The sequence below is a fragment of the Nostoc sp. UIC 10607 genome (genome assembly GCF_047228265.1).
GTDB lineage: Bacteria > Cyanobacteriota > Cyanobacteriia > Cyanobacteriales > Nostocaceae > Nostoc > Nostoc foliaceum_A.
Map to the genome: position 1 here is coordinate 22,399 of NZ_JBIQNW010000046.1, position 20,311 is coordinate 42,709.

A 20,311-nucleotide genomic window follows, 5' to 3' on the forward strand; every position below is an offset into this window, starting at 1 on the left:
AGCAAAGGAAAGCAGTAATGTTAGCAACAAGTAGAAAATTCGATTATGCAGTCAGGGATCAAAAAGGTAAAGTATCCTTCTATGTTCTCTTGTGGAAACGTAAAGGAATTTCTCTAGAACTTTTTGATGACTATTGGAGAGACGTTCACGGCCCAGTTTGCGCCAGACTACCAGGACAGAATCAATACTGGCAGTTTCACGTAGCTGCAAATGAAGGTGGTCTATGGCCAACCATTAACGGCATTGAATACACTTGTCCAGAAGAAGATCAATTTAATGGTATTGCCGAATTAACCTTTGAGACAGCAGCCGAACGGGATCTCTGGTTTAAATCTGCTGCCATCCTCATGGATGATGAGCATAATGTATTCAGGAAAGCCATCGGTTACAACACTAGTTTTGGTAATTCTCAAACTTATTTTGATAGCATTACCACAGGAGATCCTAACGGTCAATTAGGTGTAATTAAGTTTCACGTTATGGTGAAAAAATCTGATGCCGTGAGTGTGGAAGATTTTCGCCGATATCTCACAAATAGCTTTGCACCAGCTGTTATCCAGAGTGATTCTGTTCTCAAATTCCGCCTACATTTGTTTGAGCAAGTAGATAATTCTCGCCCAGATGCAGCTGGAGTTTCTCATTACGAATCCCCAGAAAAACAGTATCAAGCTGCGTTTGAAATTGCTTTTGCTAATCCTTTGGAAATGGAAACATTTTTTGCTTCCAAAGAATATGCGATCGCTGTTAAAGACCAAGCTAAATATGTGCAGCGGCTTTTACCATTTCCCGAACGAAGTGCTTACACTTTTGTTTACGACGGCAAAATGACTCTAGCAGGTCAGCGCAGTTCTACAGTAGCAGAATTGATTGCAAATATTGGCGCAACTAATCAACTCAAGGAGGACGTAGTTAGTCTTATGTTAGAGCAGAAACTCATTTCTTACTCAAATGGTCAGTCGAATGGTCACCAAAACACCAACACAACCAACACATTGATTAATAAACGAACTAACTACTACAAAGATTTAGCCGCAGATTATTCTCGACCAGGACTTGTGAGTGCTTATGTAGCAAAAAAACTCATAGAGGATGCTGAAAAAATTGTGGCAATGAAAGAAAGAACTTTGCCAGAAATTAGTCCTTATTACACTCTAGAACAAATTGAACAAGAAAATAAAGAATGGTGGCCTACCCATTGTGAGGCATTGAGACAGGGACGTGGCGATATATTAACAGGTGAATATCGAGATGATTTAGTTTATTTCTGTCAGGATGGCCCCTATCAAGGCTTAGAACAACAAAAAGAGCGCGAACAGCATTGGTGGGCATTAATTGCTCAACCAGGTGTGACCATGTGCTGGCCAATTGTCATGTTTCATGGTGAAGTTACCTACTTTGAATGGAAGTGTGTCGATGATGAAACCAACGAAACACTCGCCAAGGGAAATGTTACCTGGATTCGACGTGGCCATCGAGGCGGATGCTATCTCAAAACAGAACAATTGACGTTCTACCGCGATGTTTTTGCTCCCAATGAACTGCTGAAGTTAATCAAGACTGCCTAAGACAGGAGGTGGGAGGTGGGGAGATGGGGAGACAAATTGTAAGAAGTCTTTGGTGTTGTCTCCAGTCGCCAGTCGCCAGTCCTCTCCCCACTCCCCAGTTCCAGGAAATATTTGATCAACGTAGATTTGGCTTAACCATAGGGTCTTGATATGCCTTTTCCTAGATCTAGCGGTATTTTATTACACCCCACTTCTTTTCCAAGTCGGTTTGGTATTGGTGACTTGGGATTTGAAGCTTATCGGTTTGTTGACTTTTTGGCAGACAGTGGACAGGGGCTTTGGCAAATATTGCCATTAGGACCTACGGGAGATAGTAATTCTCCCTATGCATCTTATTCAGCAATGGCAGGAAATCCATTGTTACTTAGTCCCGAACTCCTGGTAGAAAAGGGTTTGCTAGCTAAAGAAGACCTTTTCGATCTGCCAGAATATAGCACTGTAACAGTAGATTTTGAGCGGGTCATCCAAACCAAAATGCCTTTGCTGCAAAAAGCCTTTAAGAACTTTAAAGCCTATGCTTCATCTATTCAGCACAAGGAATTTGAACAGTTTTGTCAAACTAGGGCTTACTGGCTAAATGACTATGCGTTATTTATGGCGCTGAAGTATGTTCATGGGGATGCCAAATGGAATAGTTGGGAACCAGCTTTAGCCGAACGTGAACCAGATACAGTTCAACAATGGCAACAACGATTAAGCCATGAAATTTCTTACTACAAATATCTTCAGTTTGAGTTTTTCTATCAATGGTCAAACTTAAAGCATTATGCCAATCAACGTGGCATCCAAATCATCGGAGATATTGCAATTTATGTGGCTTACGATAGCGCTGATGTTTGGTCTCATCCCCAAATCTTTTGTCTTGATGAACAAACAGGTTCACCTGCATTGATGGCAGGAACACCGCCAGACTACTTCAGTACCACTGGTCAATTATGGGGTAACCCGGTCTATAATTGGGCGCAGTTACAAAAAGAAGACTTTGATTGGTGGGTACAGCGTTTCCAAACCATCCTTGATTATGTAGACTTGATTCGAATTGACCATTTCCGGGGCTTCCAAGCATACTGGGCGGTAAAACAAGGGGAAACAACGGCTGTTAATGGTGAGTGGATTCAAGCTCCTGGGGAGATTTTCTTTGAAGTACTCAACCAAAAGTTAGGCAAGTTACCAATCATCGCCGAGGATTTGGGAGAAATCACACCCGATGTAGAAGCTTTGCGTGACCAGTTTGAATTTCCTGGGATGAAAATTTTGCAGTTTGCTTTTGATTCTGGCGCTGATAATCCGTTTTTACCATTCAATTATCCCCGCAACTGTGTGGTTTATACTGGCACTCACGACAATGACACAACAGTAGGCTGGTTTAATCAACTAGCAGACCAAGATTCAAAAGCAGTTTTTCACTATTTAGGTTGTACCAATTCTGCGGATATCCACTGGGATTTAATTCGCTTAGCATATAGTTCTGTAGCTAATCAAGCGATTATTCCTCTACAAGATATTTTGGGATTGAATACTTCTGCTCGGATGAATTTACCTGGACAAAGTGTAGGTAATTGGGGATGGCGCTATGAATCTGCGGCTTTAACAAAACAGCTGCGCGATCGCCTGAAAACCATGACTGAAATTTATGGACGAGCTGTTTCTCACAGCAACTTACAAGCATAATAAATCTTGATCATAGAGGCTATTTCTCTAAAAGCTCTATATCTGCACTCACAAAACAAAACTGTTGCGATCGCTTTTGTCGTAGCAACAACCGTATAATTCACGAACACTCTGTTACAACTAATACTTATGACATCTACACCTAAAATCCTGGCCTTTGCTGGCAGCACCCGCGTTGATTCCTACAATAAAAAATTGGTCAAAATTGCGGCGGCTGGCGCTCAAGCAGCAGAAGTAGAAGTGACTTATTTAGACCTACGCGATTTACCACTACCTCTTTTTGATGAGGATTTGGAAGCTCAAGAAGGTTTACCTGTAAACGCCCGCACTCTCAAGGATTTACTGATTTCTCATCAAGGATTGCTGATTGCTTCGCCTGAATACAACAGTTCACTCACACCAGTTTTGAAGAATGCCATTGACTGGGCATCCCGTCCATCTGCAAATGAAGCTCCATTGACTGCTTTTGCAGATAAGGTTGCTGCAATTATGAGTGCTTCACCTGGCGGTCTTGGTGGTTTGCGGGGGTTGTCCCACCTGCGGGCTATCCTGCAAAACATAGGAGTTTTGGTACTTCCCGCTCAGGTAGCCGTACCTAAAGCTTATGAAGCCTTCAACACCGATGGCAGCTTAAGAGATCCCCAACAGCAAGAATCTATTGAGAAACTAGGTAAGAATGTAGCAAACATATTGCTGAAGCTTTACTAAATTTTTGATAATTTTCTAAACCGGATGCACTAAGGCTACTAATACTATTTGGGATTGGGAATTGCTTTGTGCATCTGGGTTTTATAAATCTATCTGTGTTAATCATTTTCATCTGAATTAAATTTGATAGCAATTTGGTGGCGGTTTATTAAGAGGTTGTTTGAAAAGTGGTTAGCTTGTATCTTTGCACCTATTGATCCCCCTTTCAAAAGCAGGGCTGTTTCATTCCCTAAAAGGCGCTGATTTACAAGCGTTTCAAGCAAAAAAAACAGGTGAATAAAAAATCTGATTGGGCAAGAAAATGGTGAATGCACTTAAATTTTCTGGTTGGGGTGGTAGTTTTTCTTTTTCCCACTCAAGCAAATTTCTGACTCATACTCTTGACAAAATCCCTAAGAGATCGAATGAATCAGCCCTGCCCTTCAAAACAGGGGGGGGGAAACTTCTTAAAGTTCCCCTTTTGAAGGGGGATTTAGGGGGATCTAAAACTTTTTGCTACCAAAAACAAGACTTTTCAAACATCCTCTAAGTCCACTTTGATTTTTGAACTTATAAACTTATGAATAGCTTCATAAATTGGAAAAGTTTTAATTGGTCTGAATATGGTGCAGAATTCCTTGGAACTGCATTCAATCTGTTGGTTGGATTCAGTATAATTACTTTCAATTTTGGTAAAGGTTTACCTATGGAGCGCCTCATCCCTCCAGAGAGTCCTCGTTTACTGATTAATGGCTTAATCTTTGCTGGAAGTGGGGCATTGTTTACTATTTCCCCATTGGGAAAACTAAGTGGTGCTCATCTCAATCCTTGCGTATCACTGGCTTTTTGGATACAAGGAAAAATGCATGGACGTGACCTAATTGGATATATAATTAGTCAATTTTTGGGTGCAATTATTGGCACATTTTTAGTAACAAAATTGTGGGGTGGGTATGCTCTAAGCGTGAATAATTGCATCACCTTGCCTGGTAAAATTTACCCCCTTTGGTATGTATTTTTGGCTGAGGTTTTCATGACATTTCTGTTAGTTTTGTGTGTATTTATTTTCTTAAGCCATCATCAGTTATTACGCTGGACACCTTTAATGGTGTGGCTTCTTGTAGCAACTATGGTTTGGTTAGGAGCGCCAATTTCTGGTACTAGTTTGAATACGGCACGCAGCATGGGGCCTGCTTTGATTTCATGGTTCTGGCAAGACCAGTGGCTTTATTGCATTGCACCACCATTAGGGGCATTGATTGGTGTAGGAGTATTTCGATTAATAGCTATGGGTGAACGCGAAGTTTTAACAGGTAAACTTTTTCACGTTCCCCATTATCCTTGCATTTTCAAAAACGTTAAAGTGCCACATCTGAAGAAACAGTACTAGATTTAACGTTACACCTATTCACAGAATTTACTTTATTTTCATGCAAGGATTCAGGTCAAACAAATATCAAAATCAAGAGAAAGTCAATGAATAAACTTCAAGGTAAGGTAGCTTTAGTAACTGGCAGCAGCAGCGGAATTGGTCAAGCTATTGCTGTGCGTCTCGCTCAAGAAGGTGCAGATGTTGTGATTGACTATCGCTCTCATCTCGAAGGGGCTGAAGAAACTCTATCAAAAGTAGAAGCTTCTGGACGCAAAGGTTTAATTGTCAAAGCTGACTTAAGTGTCATTAGCGACATCCGCCAGCTGATAAACGAAGGTATTCAATACTTTGGTAAACTCGACATTTTAGTAAACAATGCCGGTATTGACGGCAAGAATGCAGATTTCTGGGACATCACTGAAGCTGACTATGATGCGGTGCTAAATCTCAACCTGAAAGGCACATTTTTTGCTACTCAAGCGATAGTACAATACTTGATCGAAACCAAACGAACTGGCAAAATTATCAACATTAGCTCTACCCATGAGGAAATAGCGTTTCCTCACTTCACTTCCTACTGTGCTAGTAAGGGTGGTGTGAAGATGATGATGCGTAATTTAGCAGTTGAACTTGGTCCTTTGGGAATCACAATCAACAATGTGGCTCCAGGAGCAATTGAGACACCAATCAATAGTAAGCTATTAAACGATCCTGAAAAATTAGGGGCGCTGTTGAAGAACATTCCCTTGGCTCGCTTAGGCAAGCCGGAGGATATCGCACCGATAGTTGCTTTTTTAGCCTCATCTGATGCCGACTATATCACAGGCGCAACCTTTTATGTAGATGGGGGGCTTAGCCGGAACTATCATGAACAGTAGGTAAGCTTTTACGCATTTAAATCCCATATAGCAGTCCGATTTGATTTAGCAACCTATCCCACTAAGAGGATGTTTGAAAAATCCTCTTGTCGGTAGCAAAACGTTTTACATCCGCCTAAATCCCCCGATAAATTGGGGGACTTTGATTCTATTTCCCCCCTTAAAAAGGGTAGCTAGTGGGGATCAACAAGTGCAAAGATACAGCTAACCACTTTTCAAACATCCTCTAATAAGATTTGTGCTAAAAATAAAAAATCAAGATTTTCAAGCACATTTTCCCAAAAGAAGTAGGAATTTTTAGAATAGTGGGATAGCTTCATATTTTTGTTCATCTACTTCAAGATAAGGCACTCAAAACTCTTTCAACTCCCAAAATTCAATACACAAAATAGCTATGACCCAAGAAGAAGCAAGATTGGCAGCAGACAGCGATCGCACTGCCTACTGGAAACGATGGGGTTCCTATCTGAGTGAACGCCAGTGGGGAACGGTGCGAGAAGACTATAGCGCTGATGGTAGCGCCTGGGACTTTTTCCCCCACGACCATGCCCGCTCCCGCGCCTATCGTTGGGGAGAGGATGGAATTGCTGGAATTTCTGATAATCATCAGCGATTGTGTTTTGCGATCGCTCTCTGGAATGGTAACGATGCAATTCTCAAAGAGAGACTTTTCGGTCTCACAGGGAATGAGGGTAATCACGGTGAAGATGCTAAAGAATACTACTTCTACCTGGATAACACCCCTACTCATTCCTATATGAAATATCTTTATAAATATCCCCAAGCTACTTTCCCCTACACCCAACTGGTAGAAGAAAATCGGCGCAGAGGCCGCCAAAGTCCTGAGTTTGAACTAATCGATACTGGTATATTTGACCAAGACCGCTACTTTGATGTATTCGTTGAGTATGCTAAAGCTTCACCCGAAGACATTTTGATTCAAATCAGTGTAATTAATCGAGGGCCGGAAGCAAAAACGCTGCATTTACTACCAACGCTCTGGTTTCGCAATACCTGGTCTTGGACTTCTGGTGAAGAAAAGCCGTGGTTGAAAATTAGCCAATCTAACTCTGAACTCAGTACCATTGAAGCTTATCACCCTTCTTTAGAAACCCAATGGCTGTATTGTAATCAAACTCCAGAACTACTATTTACAGAAAATGAGACTAATAATCAAAGATTGTTTGGGGTCAGCAATGCTTCGCCATACGTTAAAGATGGAATAAATAATTATGTAGTGAATGGGCAAAAAGGTGCTGTCAATCCCAATCGAATTGGTACTAAGTTTGCTGCTCGTTATGAGTTAAAAATCGCTGCGGGCGAAACTAAGATAGTACGGTTGCGGTTAAGTGACGTGCAAAATTTAATTGCACCATTTGGGACTGAATTTGACACAATTTGCCAACAACGTAAGCGTGAAGCAGATGAATTTTATCAGCGAATCTGTCCGTTTCCGTTGTTAGAGGACAGGCGGAATGTGCAGCGGCAAGCATTTGCTGGAATGCTATGGAGCAAACAATTTTACTACTATGTAGCTGACCAATGGCTCAAAGGCGATCCGGCTGGACTGCAACCGCCAGCATCACGACTTCATGGCAGAAATCATGAGTGGGTTCATCTATTTAACGATGACATACTTTCCATGCCTGACAAATGGGAATATCCTTGGTTTGCAGCTTGGGATTTAGCTTTTCACGTAATTCCACTCTCCATGATTGACCCGGATTTTGCCAAACTGCAACTCAGCCGCTTGACACGGGAGTGGTATATGCATCCTAACGGTCAACTACCAGCTTATGAATGGGCTTTTGGTGATGTGAATCCACCGGTTCATGCTTGGGCTGCATGGCAAGTTTATCAGATTGAGCAAAAAATTTATGGTCGTGCGGATAAAAAATTTCTGGAGAGTGTTTTCCAGAAATTACTGCTGAATTTTACTTGGTGGGTTAACCGGAAAGATTTTGAGGGCAAAAATATCTTTCAGGGTGGCTTTTTAGGTATGGATAATATTGGTGTGTTTGACCGTAGTGTTCAACTACCAACTGGTGGATATTTGCAACAAGCAGATGGCACAAGTTGGATGGCAATGTATTGTCTGAATATGCTGACCATCGCCCTAGAGTTAGCAAAGGAAAATTCCACCTATGAAGACATCGCCAGCAAGTTTTTCGAGCATTTTTTATACATTGCTGATGCCATGAATGGCGTTGGTGATGCCCAAATAGCACTTTGGGACGAAACTGATGGCTTTTACTACGATGCTTTACATTTACCTGATGGTCATCAATTCCCGATGAAAGTGCGATCGCTGGTGGGGTTAATTCCATTATGTGCTGTGAGCATTTTAGAACCAGAAATCTTGGATCAGCTACCAGGCTTTAGACAACGGACGCAATGGTTTTTGCAAAATCGCCCTGACTTGACCCGAAATATCGCTTGTATGCAGAAACAAGGAATTGGTGAGCGTCGCCTGCTAGCGATCGCTTATCCAGATAAACTCCGTCGCATCTTAGAAAAAATGTTAGATGCAACAGAATTTTTCAGTCCTTATGGTATTCGTTCTGTTTCTAAAGTTCATGAGTCCCATCCTTACGTTTTGACCGTAGATGGTCAGCAGTATCGAGTAGATTACGAACCTGCTGAGTCTAGCACAGCTATGTTTGGCGGTAATTCCAACTGGCGGGGGCCAATTTGGTTTCCGATTAATTATTTACTGTTAGAATCGCTGCAAAAGTTTTATCGCTACTTTGGTGACGATTTCAAAGTTGAGTGTCCTACTGGTTCTGGACAAATGATGACACTCAAGGAAGTAGCAATTGAATTAGCTCAAAGGCTGATCCAAATTTTTCTCACAGATGCTTCTGGTAAACGACCTTTTTATGGTGGAGTCGAAAAATTCCAAACTGATCCGAATTGGCGCGATCTGATTTTGTTCAATGAATACTTTCACGGAGATAATGGTGCTGGTATTGGTGCTAGTCATCAAACTGGTTGGACAGGTTTAATTGCCAAATTAATCCAGCAGTGTGCAGAACAGGTGTTGTCAGATTAATTGCAAGCTTCTGCTTGTGGGAGATAAAAATTACACCTTGGGTGTTCGGTTCTAGTTTTCGCTACTGCTATCGTTGCGAACAGCCCTCAGTTTTTGGGGGTTTTCGCTATGCGGCTAGTAAATTTCTCAGTACACCTTACATCAATCAGCTACAAAATTAACTTTTAAAATCTACAGTGTCTGGTGCGATCGCAATTTTGATTTCCGACCGTTTTTTGCGCTGAGGTCTACTAAGTTCATTCTTAATTTGTCTTTCTTCCCTTGTCAAAATATTCTAAATATCTCAACATAGATAAAATTGATAACCGTGCGATGATCAAAATTCCAGTAAATCCCAAATTCGGGAAAACTACGGATAAATAACAATCAACTATTTAAACATTAGTTTTTAGATAAGTGGTAATTTCGTGACGAAAAATAATAGTGAAGAAATTGTAGTTATTAAGGGAGCTATACCGAAAGCTTTAAAGCTTCAATTTAAGGTTGTTTGTGTACAAAAAGAGTTGGAGATGAGTGAAGTATTGGAGAATTTAATCAAGCGTTGGATACAAACAGATACCCCTGTTATTGAATTGTCTGTAGATTGGTTGAATCAGGAATTGGAAGATGTTAAAGCATATGTACCAAAATCTTTAAAACATCAATTTAAATTGCTCTGTACTCAGAAACGAATCACGATACGTTCTACTTTACATGTACTCATCGAGCAATGGCTACAAATGGAGGTAGCATCTCAATTTTATATAAATGCTGACAGAAAAAATAGTTTGTGATTTGGAAGGCATCACCGAGTTGGAATCCCGAATTAAGGAGAAACCACCTGGTTCATGCAGAATTGGTCTAAGGTTTTAAGTTTTATATCAAGTTCGGGTGATTACTTACCCCTGTTCTGTCACTCTCCGAAAACATTTGCCTTTTCTAAAATCTAGAGCTTTTGTATAGCAAGCGATGTCTACGACGGGCTACGCCTACGCGCGATTATTTTCTAATAAAAAATACAAGACCGATTTTTTTCTAATAGTATAGCTTGTATTGATTGACTGATATAGCTTCTAGAGATCGCCCTCTCGGAAAGTGACAGAAGAGGGGTATAATAAAATCTATCAATGTAGGTTGGGCTTACCGTGTGTGAAACCCAACATTAATCTAGATAAAATGCTGGGTTTCGTTCCTCAACCCAACCTAGAGGTATTATAAGTATTTAACCTAACATAATATTACCTATAAAATTTTCAGACGAATTACTATTTTTTGCCACATTCTGTTAAAAATAAGTTATCTTAATCGCCGTCAAATTAAATTTCTGGATCGACTAAGCGGGTACTGGGACGTGCCTGATATAAATCCTGAACGACCTGCACAGCAGAAACTACAGCTACAAGACTGATGACTACAACAGGTAACAAACCTTGACCCAAAATAGCGATCGCTAGTAGTACTCCCGCACTCGCAAGTCGATATTGGGAACGAATTTGACAATAGCGTAGCACCCCATATATATGGAGAATACTGATAGATAGCGAGCATAATGCCACTGAACCACAAATTAACCATCGCAGGGAATCAGGTAGTGGTAGAGTTGGATTATTTAACAAAATTTGTTCTACACCAACTCCAGCTGCAACAATCCCAATTACTAGGGGTAAATGAGTGTAAAGCCAGAGATTGACAACACCAATTCTTCCATGTGTCCGCGCTATCTCAATCGGTCTGCCACCCAGATTATCAAAATAGACCCACCACCAGCTAAAAGCAATAAGTAGACCAAACACGGCGGTAATCACGGTTAAAACATCCCATTTCTGCTCAGACATACCATCGACCACCGCGATGATTGCTTCGCCTAAGACAATAATGGTAAATAGCCCAAAGCGTTCAGGTAAGTGGGATGCGTGGGGGAGTAACTTGATTTGGAACTTACTTCCGATTAAGGGTGTGACAAAGTCAATAATCATTCCCAATGTCCAGAGTCCGAACCGCCAAGGAATTGGTATAGCTGCTGATATTAACCAGAAAAATGCTGCGATCGCAAAACCTATGGCATATTGAGTAGTCAAAGGACGTGCTGAAGGGATATGTATTCCAGCACGGACATACTCTATCACCAAGACAGCACGACCAAGAGCATAGGAAAGAGCAAAACCAGCAGAACTCTCAGTCAAACCGTGGTGGATATTGATAGCCATTGCTGCTGCTGTCAGCATTTGTAGACCAATTAATAGCCGATGTCCCACATCATCGCTATCAAAGCGGTTGGCATAAAGTGTGGTTCCAATCCATGACCACCAAACCGGTATAAATAGAACTACAAAGCCAAATAATCCTGATAGCGAAATATCTTCTTTGAGATTGTGGGCGAGTTGAGAAACTGCAACCACAAATACCAAATCATAAAAAAGTTCTAGCCAGGTGGTGCGTCGTTCTTCTTCGATGTCTTCACCAACCCGTAATCTTGGTGGTTCGAGAAAATTCGTCATATTGGCAATTATTTCTAAAGTAAAGTGGATCAAATCAAATGCAAGATTTTCATCTTGTAATTAAGGGACTTCCAACAAAAAAATATTCCATAGTAGGGGCGCACAGTTGTCATTGGTGTCAACTTAAGCTAAAACTCCTTTAAAACCTAGTTTCCAGCCTCTGGCTGGAAATGCTGACCCTGGTGGCTCTGCCGCCAGTAAGGGAGGCGGAGCCTCAACGAAGGGCATTCCCAGCCAGAGTCTGGGAACGAGACAATCTCTGAAAGCTTTGTCTAGATTTGTTTTTACGTTAAGTTGACACCCATGCACAGTTGTGCGCCCCTACAAATGTGCAAATAATTTGGGATAATTTATTTTCTGGAAGTACCTTAACGCAGCATGAGCAGCAGATTTCTGAAGCTATCATACTCAATACATGCTCTGCTAATTTAACATTGGCTGAATCAAAAGTATTACAGACAACAATATTTCTGAACCTTGGCTTTAGGGAAAAAACTTTTCGATCTATTGCATTATTATTCTTCCATCGAATTTTATTCATTAGACTTCTTGTATAAATAGTCAACAAAAGGGTGATAAGTAGTAAATGACATGTAAAAACTCACTTTTGTAAGAGACTCCATCAGTTGCACTCACAACAAGCAATAAAAATTTCTTTTCCCTACTCCCCACTCCGTAGAGACGCGATTAATCGCGTCTCTAGCCACTCCCTATTCCCTATTTTGAAGGCAGGTCTATTGTTTCAGATTACAACAGCCCCCTACTCATAAGATCGTCTTAAACTTTTTAAGATCGTCTTAAACTTTTTTTGTTTAAGTCCTTAGAGCCGCAAGTACTTTTTGTGATATATTTTTGATATATTATCCATACTTACGTGATTTTAACGCTCTTGTATTAAAGATATTCAGTTGTAGTGAAAAAGCAACTGAAAAATTGTAATTCCTAAAAAAACGCATTGAAAGTAAATGAATTAATCATATACCAAAGTCGTTAATTTGATGGCTTCAAAGGTGGCTTTAATGAAACTTACAAAGCAGAAACGTAAACGTGGTCTTATTCTAACTCTAGAAGGATTACAAAAACTTCAATGCGCTAAACTTACTGCCGAATTCAACGAAAATTATGGAAACAGGTATACCCTTGAAGATTTAAGTGAGCGGATTGGAATAAACACTGCGACAATCTCCAAGGTGCTGTCTCGTGAAGACGGAGTTGACAAACGAACAATTGAGCTTTTCTTCCAAGCTTTTAATCTCAAATTGGATAAAGATTGTTATACAAATTCCGACCAATGTCACCACCAAGATTGGGGAGAAGCGACTAATGTTTCAAATTTTTATGGTCGAACAAAAGAAATAGCTACATTAGAACAGTTGGTTGTTCAGGAGCGTTGCAAGTTAGTGGCAGTTTTAGGAATGGGAGGAATCGGTAAATCGGCTTTAGCTATTAAGGTGACGGAGCAGATTAAAGGTAATTTTGAGTGTATCATATGGCGATCGCTGCGGGAAGCTCCGCCCATCAAAAATATTTTAGCTAGCCTGATCCAGTTTTTATCCGATGAGCAAGAAACAGAAGCTTCTTTACCAGAAAGTATAGGTGAGAGAATATCCCGACTGATTGATTATCTGCGGCAGCATCGCTGTCTTTTAATATTAGATAATATCGAGTCAATTCTGCAAAGTGGTAGTCGAGCCGGACTTTACCGAGAAGGATATGAAGGATATGGTGATCTGCTCAGACGAGTGGGAGAAGTAACTCACCAAAGCTGCTTGCTTTTAACAGGTAGAGAAAAACCGAAAGAAGTAGCAGCATTAGAAGGAGAAACGCTATGTGTACGTTCATTTCTTCTTGGTGGTTTGCAGGCGGTGGATGGGCAAGAAATTTTAAAAGTCAAGGGAGTTTTTGCTTCTGAGTCAGAATCTGGGCAACTGGTAGAGCGTTATGCAGGCAATCCTTTGGCTTTGAAGGTGGTTGCTACGACTATTCAAGATGTATTTTGTGGTGATACATCGAATTTTTTACAACAAGAAAGTATTGTTTTTGGTGATATTCATGAGCTTTTAGAGCAGCAGTTTACACGGTTGTCAAATTTAGAAAAGGATGCAATTTATTGGCTAGCAATCAATCGTGAGCCAATTTCGCTATCAAAAATACGCGAAGATATCGTATCACAAATACCGCCACAAAAATTGCTAGAATCTTTGGAGTCTTTGGTGAGGCGATCGCTCATCGAAAAAAGCGCAGGGCTATTCACGCTACAACCTGTAGTGATGGAGTATGTGACTCAGCGATTGATAGATCAAGTTTGTGAAGAAATTGCCACTGAGAATATTGATTTGTTCAGGTGTCATGCCTTGATGAAGGCAACGGCCAAAGACTACGTAAGGGATATTCAAATTCGCCTAATTGTCCAACCAGTTATAGATGGGTTGCTTGGTATTTTTAGAAGCAAAAAAAATGTAGAATATCACTTAACCCAAATCTTGGCAAATCTCCGACAAACATCACCCCTAGAACAAAGTTATACAGCTGGCAATGTCCTGAATCTGCTTTGCCATATGGGGACTGACCTCACTGGCTATGATTTTTCTGATTTGAGTATTTGGCAAGTAGACCTGCGGTGTATGAAATTGCACGATGTCAATTTTCAAAATGCCAATTTTGATCGGTCTGTTTTTGCTGAAACCTTCGGCGGCGTGATGTCGGTAGCCTTTAGTCATGATGGCAAACTTTTGGCTTTGGGTGATACTAATGGTGATATTCACTTGCGGCAGGTTGTGGATGGTAGACAAGTCCTCATCTGCAAGAGCCATAATAGCTGGGTCATATCACTTGCTTTTAGTTCAGATGGTAGAATTTTTGCCAGTAGTAGTGGTGATTTCACTGTGAAGCTATGGGATGTAGAGACAGGTCAATGCTTGCACACTTTGCAAGAACATGATAGTGAGGTTTGGTCAGTAGCCTTCAGTCGAGATGGTAGTACGCTAGTAAGTGGCAGTGATGACCAGACTATTAAGTTATGGAGTGTCCCCACTGGTGAATGCCTTAAAACTCTGCGGGGACATACAAGTTGGGTACACTCGGTTGCTTTTAGTCCAGATGGACAGATGTTGCTGAGTGGCAGTGATGACGAAACAGTTAGGTTGTGGGATATCAACACCGATAAATGCCTCAAAACGTTCCAAGGACACCGTGATGGCATACGGGCAATTGCTGTCAGTCCAGATGGACAAATGGTGGCGAGTAGCAGTGAAGACCAAACTGTGAAGTTATGGAGCGTCCGTACTGGTGAATGTCTCAAAACGTTTGAGGGACATTCCAATGAAGTATATTCTGTTGCCTTTAATCCTCAAGGCGATCTCTTGGCTAGTGGCAGTCATGACCAAACTGTGAAGTTGTGGGATGTCAGTACTGGTGAATGCAAAAAAACTTTTCAGGGACATTCCAGTTGGGTATATTCCGTCGCCTTTAGTCCACAGGGTGATCTTCTGGCTAGTGGCAGTTACGATCAAACAGCAAGGCTATGGAGTGTTCACACTGGTCAATGCTTCAAAACGTTCCAAGGATATACTGATCAGATACTTTCAGTCGCCTTTAGTCCTGACGGTCAAACGCTCGCTAGTAGCAGTCACAACTCTTCAGTGAGGTTGTGGAATGTCAGTACAGGTCAAGTTTTGAGAACACTCCAGGGGCATCATGCAGCGGTTTGGTCAGTTGCTTTTTCCCCTGATGGTCAAATGCTCGCTAGTGGTAGCGAAGATCAAACGGTGAGGTTATGGGATGTCACTGAAGGTAAGTGGCTCAAAACTTTTCAGGGACATCGTGCTTTAGTCTGGTCAATTGCTTTTTCCCCTGACGGTCAAAGACTGGCAAGCAGCAGTGAAGATCAAACTCTGAGGTTGTGGGATGTAAGTACGAGTCAAATTTTGAAAACTCTCGAAGGACATTGTGCAGCGGTTTGGTCAGTTGCCTTTAGTCCAGATGGTAGAACGCTGGCTAGTGGTAGTCATGATCAAACAGTGAAGTTATGGGATGTCAGTACTGGTGAATGCAAAAAAGCGTTGGAAGGGCATAAGGCTTGGGTTTGGTCAGTTGCCTTCAGTCTAGATGGTAAGCTACTGGCAAGTACTAGTCCCGATGGGACAATAAGATTTTGGAATGTTTACACTAATGAATGCCTTAACGTTTTGCAGGTAAATACAGGTTGGTTACAGTTAGCTGCCTTTAGTCCAGATAGCCGGACATTAGCTTGTTGTAATCAGGATTTGACAGTTCAGTTATGGGATGTCAATACGGGTCAATGCTTCAGAACCTTGCAAGGCCATACAGGCAGGATTTGGTCAATCGCTTTTAATCCTGATAATCGAACTTTGGCTAGCAGTGGTGAAGATGAGACAATTAGGCTATGGGATGTAACAACAGGTAATTGCTTAAAAATACTGAAAGCAGAGAAACCTTACGAGCGAATGAACATTAGCGGTGTTACAGGTTTAGCTACAGCAACTATTGCTACTTTGAAAGTGCTGGGAGCAGTTGATTGAAAAAGCAGCGTTGTTGAATAACGCTCTTTTATTACTCTCGTCAGATTAAATTTGAAACCCTATTTTGGCGTTAGTCCGCGCAGGCGGACTTTGTTTGTGTAGCCGCGATTTCTAATCGCTTGGATTATTCTCTTTCCAGAGTCATAGAAGAGCGATAAGGAGATGAATGTCTCACGCAAAGGCGCAAAGACGCAAAGAAAAACCCATAAAATCATCCCGCATTTATCCAACGCCAAAAAAGCCTATCATAATCGAATACGTTTCAATTACAGCGTATTGCAAGTTAATGGAGTAGACCCTGCCTCTAATCCCCAAAGGCAGGGCTGTTTCATTCGATCAAGTAGGGATTTTTTCAAAATCATGAGCGATAAATTTTGGAAAGTTGATAATCGGAAAATTACCGCTTCACGATTAAATTCAAGTGGGATCTGCGCTTCACTATCGCCATCATAATTGTCCAATCACATTTTTTATCTGCTCATTCTACAAGCAGCACCTTGAAATTAAAATAACGCCTTTTTGTTCAAACTCAGTATCTAAAATACTATCTAGATCAAGTTCAATGGCATTTAAAACTTCGATATCATTCTCCATAAGTGTACTATCAAAATCTTGAATCAAAAATTGTCGCCCCATACCTGTAATTGTTGTGGTGGTCATTAAACCCGAAGTATTAAAGGTAAAGGGAGATGGAATTACTTCGCCTTGGTTGGATTGGGTTGAGTAAATTTCTGTTCTACTATCTGTATATGTTGCAGATGATGGATTAAGCGCTAGCCTCTCTACAGGATTTCCAGATTTAGTAGTCTCAGATGACTTAGCATATACTGGCGGCAATGATTCAACAATCAAGGTATTTGCTAACAAACTAGAGGCAATGTAAGTAAATAGTTTAGTTGGTAACATGGATAGCATCCTCAATGAAATTGTTAAAAGTAAATCAATTCATGGAATATTTGTCCCACAGTATAGTTCTTGCACAAATGCAAAATACTAAGGGATTGAGCAACTTAAAAACCTCAAAAAACACCCCTTTTATAACTATTTCAGTATGTTAAGAAATATTTTTCCCAGAGGTGTACTGTATCCTTCCTAAGACTGTCCTCGGTTATCGAGTGAAGGAGTGAATGTCAACTTTCCCTTGTACATCACTACGTAACTCTAGCGGTTTCAATATATCTTTCAGTTCGTCCTCTGAAATATAATCTTCCGCAAGAGGATTGAAGTACAGCAATGCAGTTTCGTAGCAGGCCATCGCCACGCGGATGCGCTCTTCATAAGCCAGCTGTGCAACCATCTCAACAGTTTCCTCCACATGTTCCACATCACCACCAACACTACTATGTACTCGCAAACACCGGGTAGCACGGATGGTTGGTGGCAGCAAACCCTCAACCGACCGGATATGCTTTTCTTTAATACCTATCGCTATCCGTTCCAGGGTATAAGAATAGCCAACGCAACCGATTGGATCTAGAGCTTGTACACTCCTAGCCAAGTAATTCACTAAAACTATTGCACTAGGGGGAATGAGTGCTTTCACTACACCCTGAGCGTTGTATCCCATCGACTGGATGTCGAGTAAGGCGAGTCGGTCGTGACCAGCCTCTTCTGTGGCTTTATGTGCAGCCCATTGTGCCAAACTTTCGCGGCCGGATGCAGCAAAGTGCCGAGAAGCTTCTTCTATAAGTTGCACGTAGGAGTGAGTCAGATGGTAAGAACCTGCCAGTTGCCATACCCATTGCATAAAGGTTAAGGTAAATGGTCTGCGATCGCTCCTGACTGTATGCCAAGCATAGGCGATCGCCCGATCTAAAAGCTTCTGGGTTCTAGCTATGGTGTCTGCATGACTTATGTTTGAGGTGGTGCGATCGCCACTTCCCACAAAACCACGTTGAGAGATTCTATTGCCGTTGCTACTTTTTACCGCCAGATCCTCAAGCAGAATACAGCCCGATTCAGTATTAATTAAAAAGTCATTACGCATGATTAGCTTCCTCTGTTGTGGTTATTACAGATAGGATGAAAGAAACTTATTCCCAGCAATAATCAAGTTGTTAGTAAATTATCTCAATAATCGCTAAAATCGACTTCCAACAAGCATTTTTGGTTAGTTTCAAACATTTGTATAACTGAAGCCAAAACCAACCTATCCGATCAACTTTATGAGACCTACAAAGGAATGCAGGTTTCAAAGCCTCTCAGAAGTGTGGGAGCCAGTCCGTTGCCTATTTTCCGCCCGTTGTAACAACTAGCGTGAGAGTTTTGGAGAGGGAATTGTAATATACTTTGTGGCTTTTTAAACATACTCTAAAACAAATCTTGGTGAGGTAGTTTCTAAAATTGTTGAAAAAGTACTTTAGCTGCTTTCTAAGGGTTTTAGCCCAAAAGTCAAAAAGTACTTTTTTAAAGTCTTTAGTCCAAAAGTTCTTTACTACTGACTATGAGACTTTGATGGCTCTATTTTCCCTAGATACCTCCAAAATCGGGCGAATTTTAATTCTTGATAAGGATTTTGGTGTTGCTGAATTCATACTGTTAATCACCAATACCCGAATTTTGATATCCGCAAGCACTAGCCATCATATCTGCAAGTAAGTCTAGAACACCAAACTTTATCTGCAATAGCAAGATAGAATATGTTCCAGCAATCAGCAAATTAATAGCTGAGCTTCAGGACAGCTTTTCAAGCTTCTTAGAGGTTATTTTAAAAGTGGTAACCGAGGTATCCAAAACTTTAGATTCTCCTAAATCCTCATATTAAAGGAGGACTTTGAGGAGATTATTCCCACCTTGAAAAAATTTTGTAGACTAAGCATAAGAGGTTTAACTACTAAAATTTTAATTCAAGTTGATGTAAACTTTGTTTGTGATTTGTACTCTCTCACTTATTGATATTATCATAACTTTACAATTTCTGGAAGTAAGTTGTAAACATTTTATTTTTTTGCAACTTTAGCTACGTCATTGCGAAGCAAATCTATGCTGTTCAAGATATTGCAAAATAACAAATCTTCAACTGCAAAGTTAGTAAATCTCAAACAGACCTTGAATAATTAATGTTTTGTTAACGTTAATATAAGAATGTAATGACCTTTTTGAAGGGTAGAACTCACCATTTATAAGATAGAATAATACGATTCATAATCTTTGATAAATAAACTGAAGTTTGTTGATACTGAGTCTTGCAGTCGTACAAGATTTTGTGAAATCAAGATCGATAACTTAAGGACTAACTTAAGAGGTTGTTTAAAGTCCATCCAAAACAGAGGTGCTTGAAAGCCAGATTCAAAGCTGATTTCTTAGGATTGTATTCCCAAGAGAAAATGAATGACTCTTCAGGCTTCTGGAAAGTTTTTCAGTATACTGGACGCTGCCGAATTGAAGTATGAAATTTCAAAATTCGATATCTCAAACTCTTACTCTCTGTGTTTCTGCGCGACGCTACTTGCTTGTGCAAAGGCGAGACGCTCTTGCTAGCTTGCTTCCCCATAGGGGTAAAAGTTTCTTAACCCGCTCAAGGCAGTGGCTGCTCTGCATCAGATAAATTTATACCCGAATTCAGCAACGCCCTCTACTGAATCTGTTTTGTCAGCTTCATCCTGCCCTCCCAGAGTCCAGATGCAACGCCAAAATTCGCTACTAACTTGTGAAAATCTCTGCTAAGTTTTTCCCTAAAATCAGGATCTTATCTGGTCAAAAATTTTTTGAAAGTGAAAACTATATTCAAATCTAATTCACATCAGGTGCGAACTGAAAACGCCTTTTATCCTTTAACAGGGCAAACGCATCTAAAATTAACAAAACTAAATCCACAAAAGTCCTTGTTTGTGTAGTGACTTACGCACTGTACAAATGAACCCTAATGTGTTTTAGGGTATTTGGTTGTTTCAAGCGCTTTGCATAACCCTAATTTCTTCGCATATTTATATTTGCGTAGGCGTAGCCCGTCTTAGATATCGCTGGATGCTAAAAATGGCTGAAATAACCAAATTGTCTATATTACTTATGTACAATGCGTAAATTCTATGTGTGTTCAACGCAGATATCAGATTTTTCGTTCATCTT

At 40.7% G+C, this 20,311-nt stretch carries 11 protein-coding genes; 8 read left to right on the forward strand and 3 right to left on the reverse strand.

Translation table 11 applies throughout. From position 1 onward, the window contains the following. Positions 1-17: 17 nt before the first annotated feature. The 7 genes from ACEYW6_RS26850 to ACEYW6_RS26880 all read left to right on the forward strand — a co-directional run bounded on the left by ACEYW6_RS26850 (position 18) and on the right by ACEYW6_RS26880 (position 9,998). Positions 18-1,565, forward strand: coding sequence for an EthD domain-containing protein (locus ACEYW6_RS26850; RefSeq protein ID WP_412982149.1), 1,548 nt, complete (start codon positions 18-20; stop codon positions 1,563-1,565). 150 nt (positions 1,566-1,715) lie between these two features. After that, positions 1,716-3,236 carry a 4-alpha-glucanotransferase gene (malQ, locus tag ACEYW6_RS26855; protein WP_412982150.1) on the forward strand — a complete coding sequence of 507 codons (1,521 nt, stop codon included), beginning with the start codon at positions 1,716-1,718 and terminating at the stop codon, positions 3,234-3,236. 129 nt (positions 3,237-3,365) lie between these two features. Next, positions 3,366-3,944, forward strand: a complete 579-nt coding sequence (locus ACEYW6_RS26860) for an NADPH-dependent FMN reductase (protein WP_190894519.1) — start codon at positions 3,366-3,368, stop codon at positions 3,942-3,944. Positions 3,945-4,503: 559 nt separating this feature from the next. Next, on the forward strand, positions 4,504-5,313 hold the full coding sequence (locus tag ACEYW6_RS26865; protein ID WP_412982151.1) for an MIP/aquaporin family protein: 810 nt from the start codon (positions 4,504-4,506) through the stop codon (positions 5,311-5,313). Positions 5,314-5,399: 86 nt separating this feature from the next. After that, a complete protein-coding gene (locus tag ACEYW6_RS26870; RefSeq protein WP_196508508.1) occupies positions 5,400-6,173 on the forward strand; it encodes a glucose 1-dehydrogenase in 774 nt (257 codons plus the stop codon). A gap of 394 nt (positions 6,174-6,567) precedes the next feature. Then, positions 6,568-9,225 (forward strand): MGH1-like glycoside hydrolase domain-containing protein, encoded by a 2,658-nt coding sequence (locus ACEYW6_RS26875; RefSeq protein ID WP_412982152.1) that lies wholly within the window; start codon positions 6,568-6,570, stop codon positions 9,223-9,225. Positions 9,226-9,632: 407 nt separating this feature from the next. After that, complete coding sequence (locus tag ACEYW6_RS26880) at positions 9,633-9,998, forward strand: hypothetical protein (RefSeq protein ID WP_196508504.1); 366 nt, start codon at positions 9,633-9,635, stop codon at positions 9,996-9,998. A gap of 522 nt (positions 9,999-10,520) precedes the next feature. Here the strand turns inward: ACEYW6_RS26880 and ACEYW6_RS26885 are convergent. Beyond that, the gene (locus ACEYW6_RS26885; RefSeq protein ID WP_412982153.1) at positions 10,521-11,702 is read right to left on the reverse strand and encodes a low temperature requirement protein A; all 1,182 of its coding nucleotides are present in this window, start codon (positions 11,700-11,702) and stop codon (positions 10,521-10,523) included. Positions 11,703-12,721: 1,019 nt separating this feature from the next. Between ACEYW6_RS26885 and ACEYW6_RS26890 the strand changes: the two genes are divergently transcribed. Further along, positions 12,722-16,243: an NB-ARC domain-containing protein gene (locus tag ACEYW6_RS26890; RefSeq protein WP_412982154.1), complete on the forward strand. Its 3,522-nt coding sequence runs from the start codon at positions 12,722-12,724 to the stop codon at positions 16,241-16,243. A 483-nt stretch (positions 16,244-16,726) separates the two neighbouring features. Here the strand turns inward: ACEYW6_RS26890 and ACEYW6_RS26895 are convergent, their stop codons facing one another. Both ACEYW6_RS26895 and ACEYW6_RS26900 read right to left on the reverse strand, forming a co-directional pair. After that, complete coding sequence (locus ACEYW6_RS26895) at positions 16,727-17,149, reverse strand: hypothetical protein (RefSeq protein ID WP_412982155.1); 423 nt, start codon at positions 17,147-17,149, stop codon at positions 16,727-16,729. Between the two features lie 202 nt (positions 17,150-17,351). Next, entirely contained in the window at positions 17,352-18,230 is an 879-nt protein-coding gene (locus tag ACEYW6_RS26900; RefSeq protein ID WP_412982156.1) for a hypothetical protein, read from the reverse strand. Positions 18,231-20,311 lie beyond the last annotated feature (2,081 nt).

Coding starts and splice junctions, on each gene's coding strand:
- ACEYW6_RS26850 (WP_412982149.1), top strand. CDS start 18: ATGTTAGCAACAAGTAGAAAATTCGATTATGCAGTCAGGGATCAAAAA.
- malQ (WP_412982150.1), top strand. CDS start 1,716: ATGCCTTTTCCTAGATCTAGCGGTATTTTATTACACCCCACTTCTTTT.
- ACEYW6_RS26860 (WP_190894519.1), top strand. CDS start 3,366: ATGACATCTACACCTAAAATCCTGGCCTTTGCTGGCAGCACCCGCGTT.
- ACEYW6_RS26865 (WP_412982151.1), top strand. CDS start 4,504: ATGAATAGCTTCATAAATTGGAAAAGTTTTAATTGGTCTGAATATGGT.
- ACEYW6_RS26870 (WP_196508508.1), top strand. CDS start 5,400: ATGAATAAACTTCAAGGTAAGGTAGCTTTAGTAACTGGCAGCAGCAGC.
- ACEYW6_RS26875 (WP_412982152.1), top strand. CDS start 6,568: ATGACCCAAGAAGAAGCAAGATTGGCAGCAGACAGCGATCGCACTGCC.
- ACEYW6_RS26885 (WP_412982153.1), bottom strand. CDS start 11,702: ATGACGAATTTTCTCGAACCACCAAGATTACGGGTTGGTGAAGACATC.
- ACEYW6_RS26890 (WP_412982154.1), top strand. CDS start 12,722: ATGAAACTTACAAAGCAGAAACGTAAACGTGGTCTTATTCTAACTCTA.
- ACEYW6_RS26895 (WP_412982155.1), bottom strand. CDS start 17,149: ATGTTACCAACTAAACTATTTACTTACATTGCCTCTAGTTTGTTAGCA.
- ACEYW6_RS26900 (WP_412982156.1), bottom strand. CDS start 18,230: ATGCGTAATGACTTTTTAATTAATACTGAATCGGGCTGTATTCTGCTT.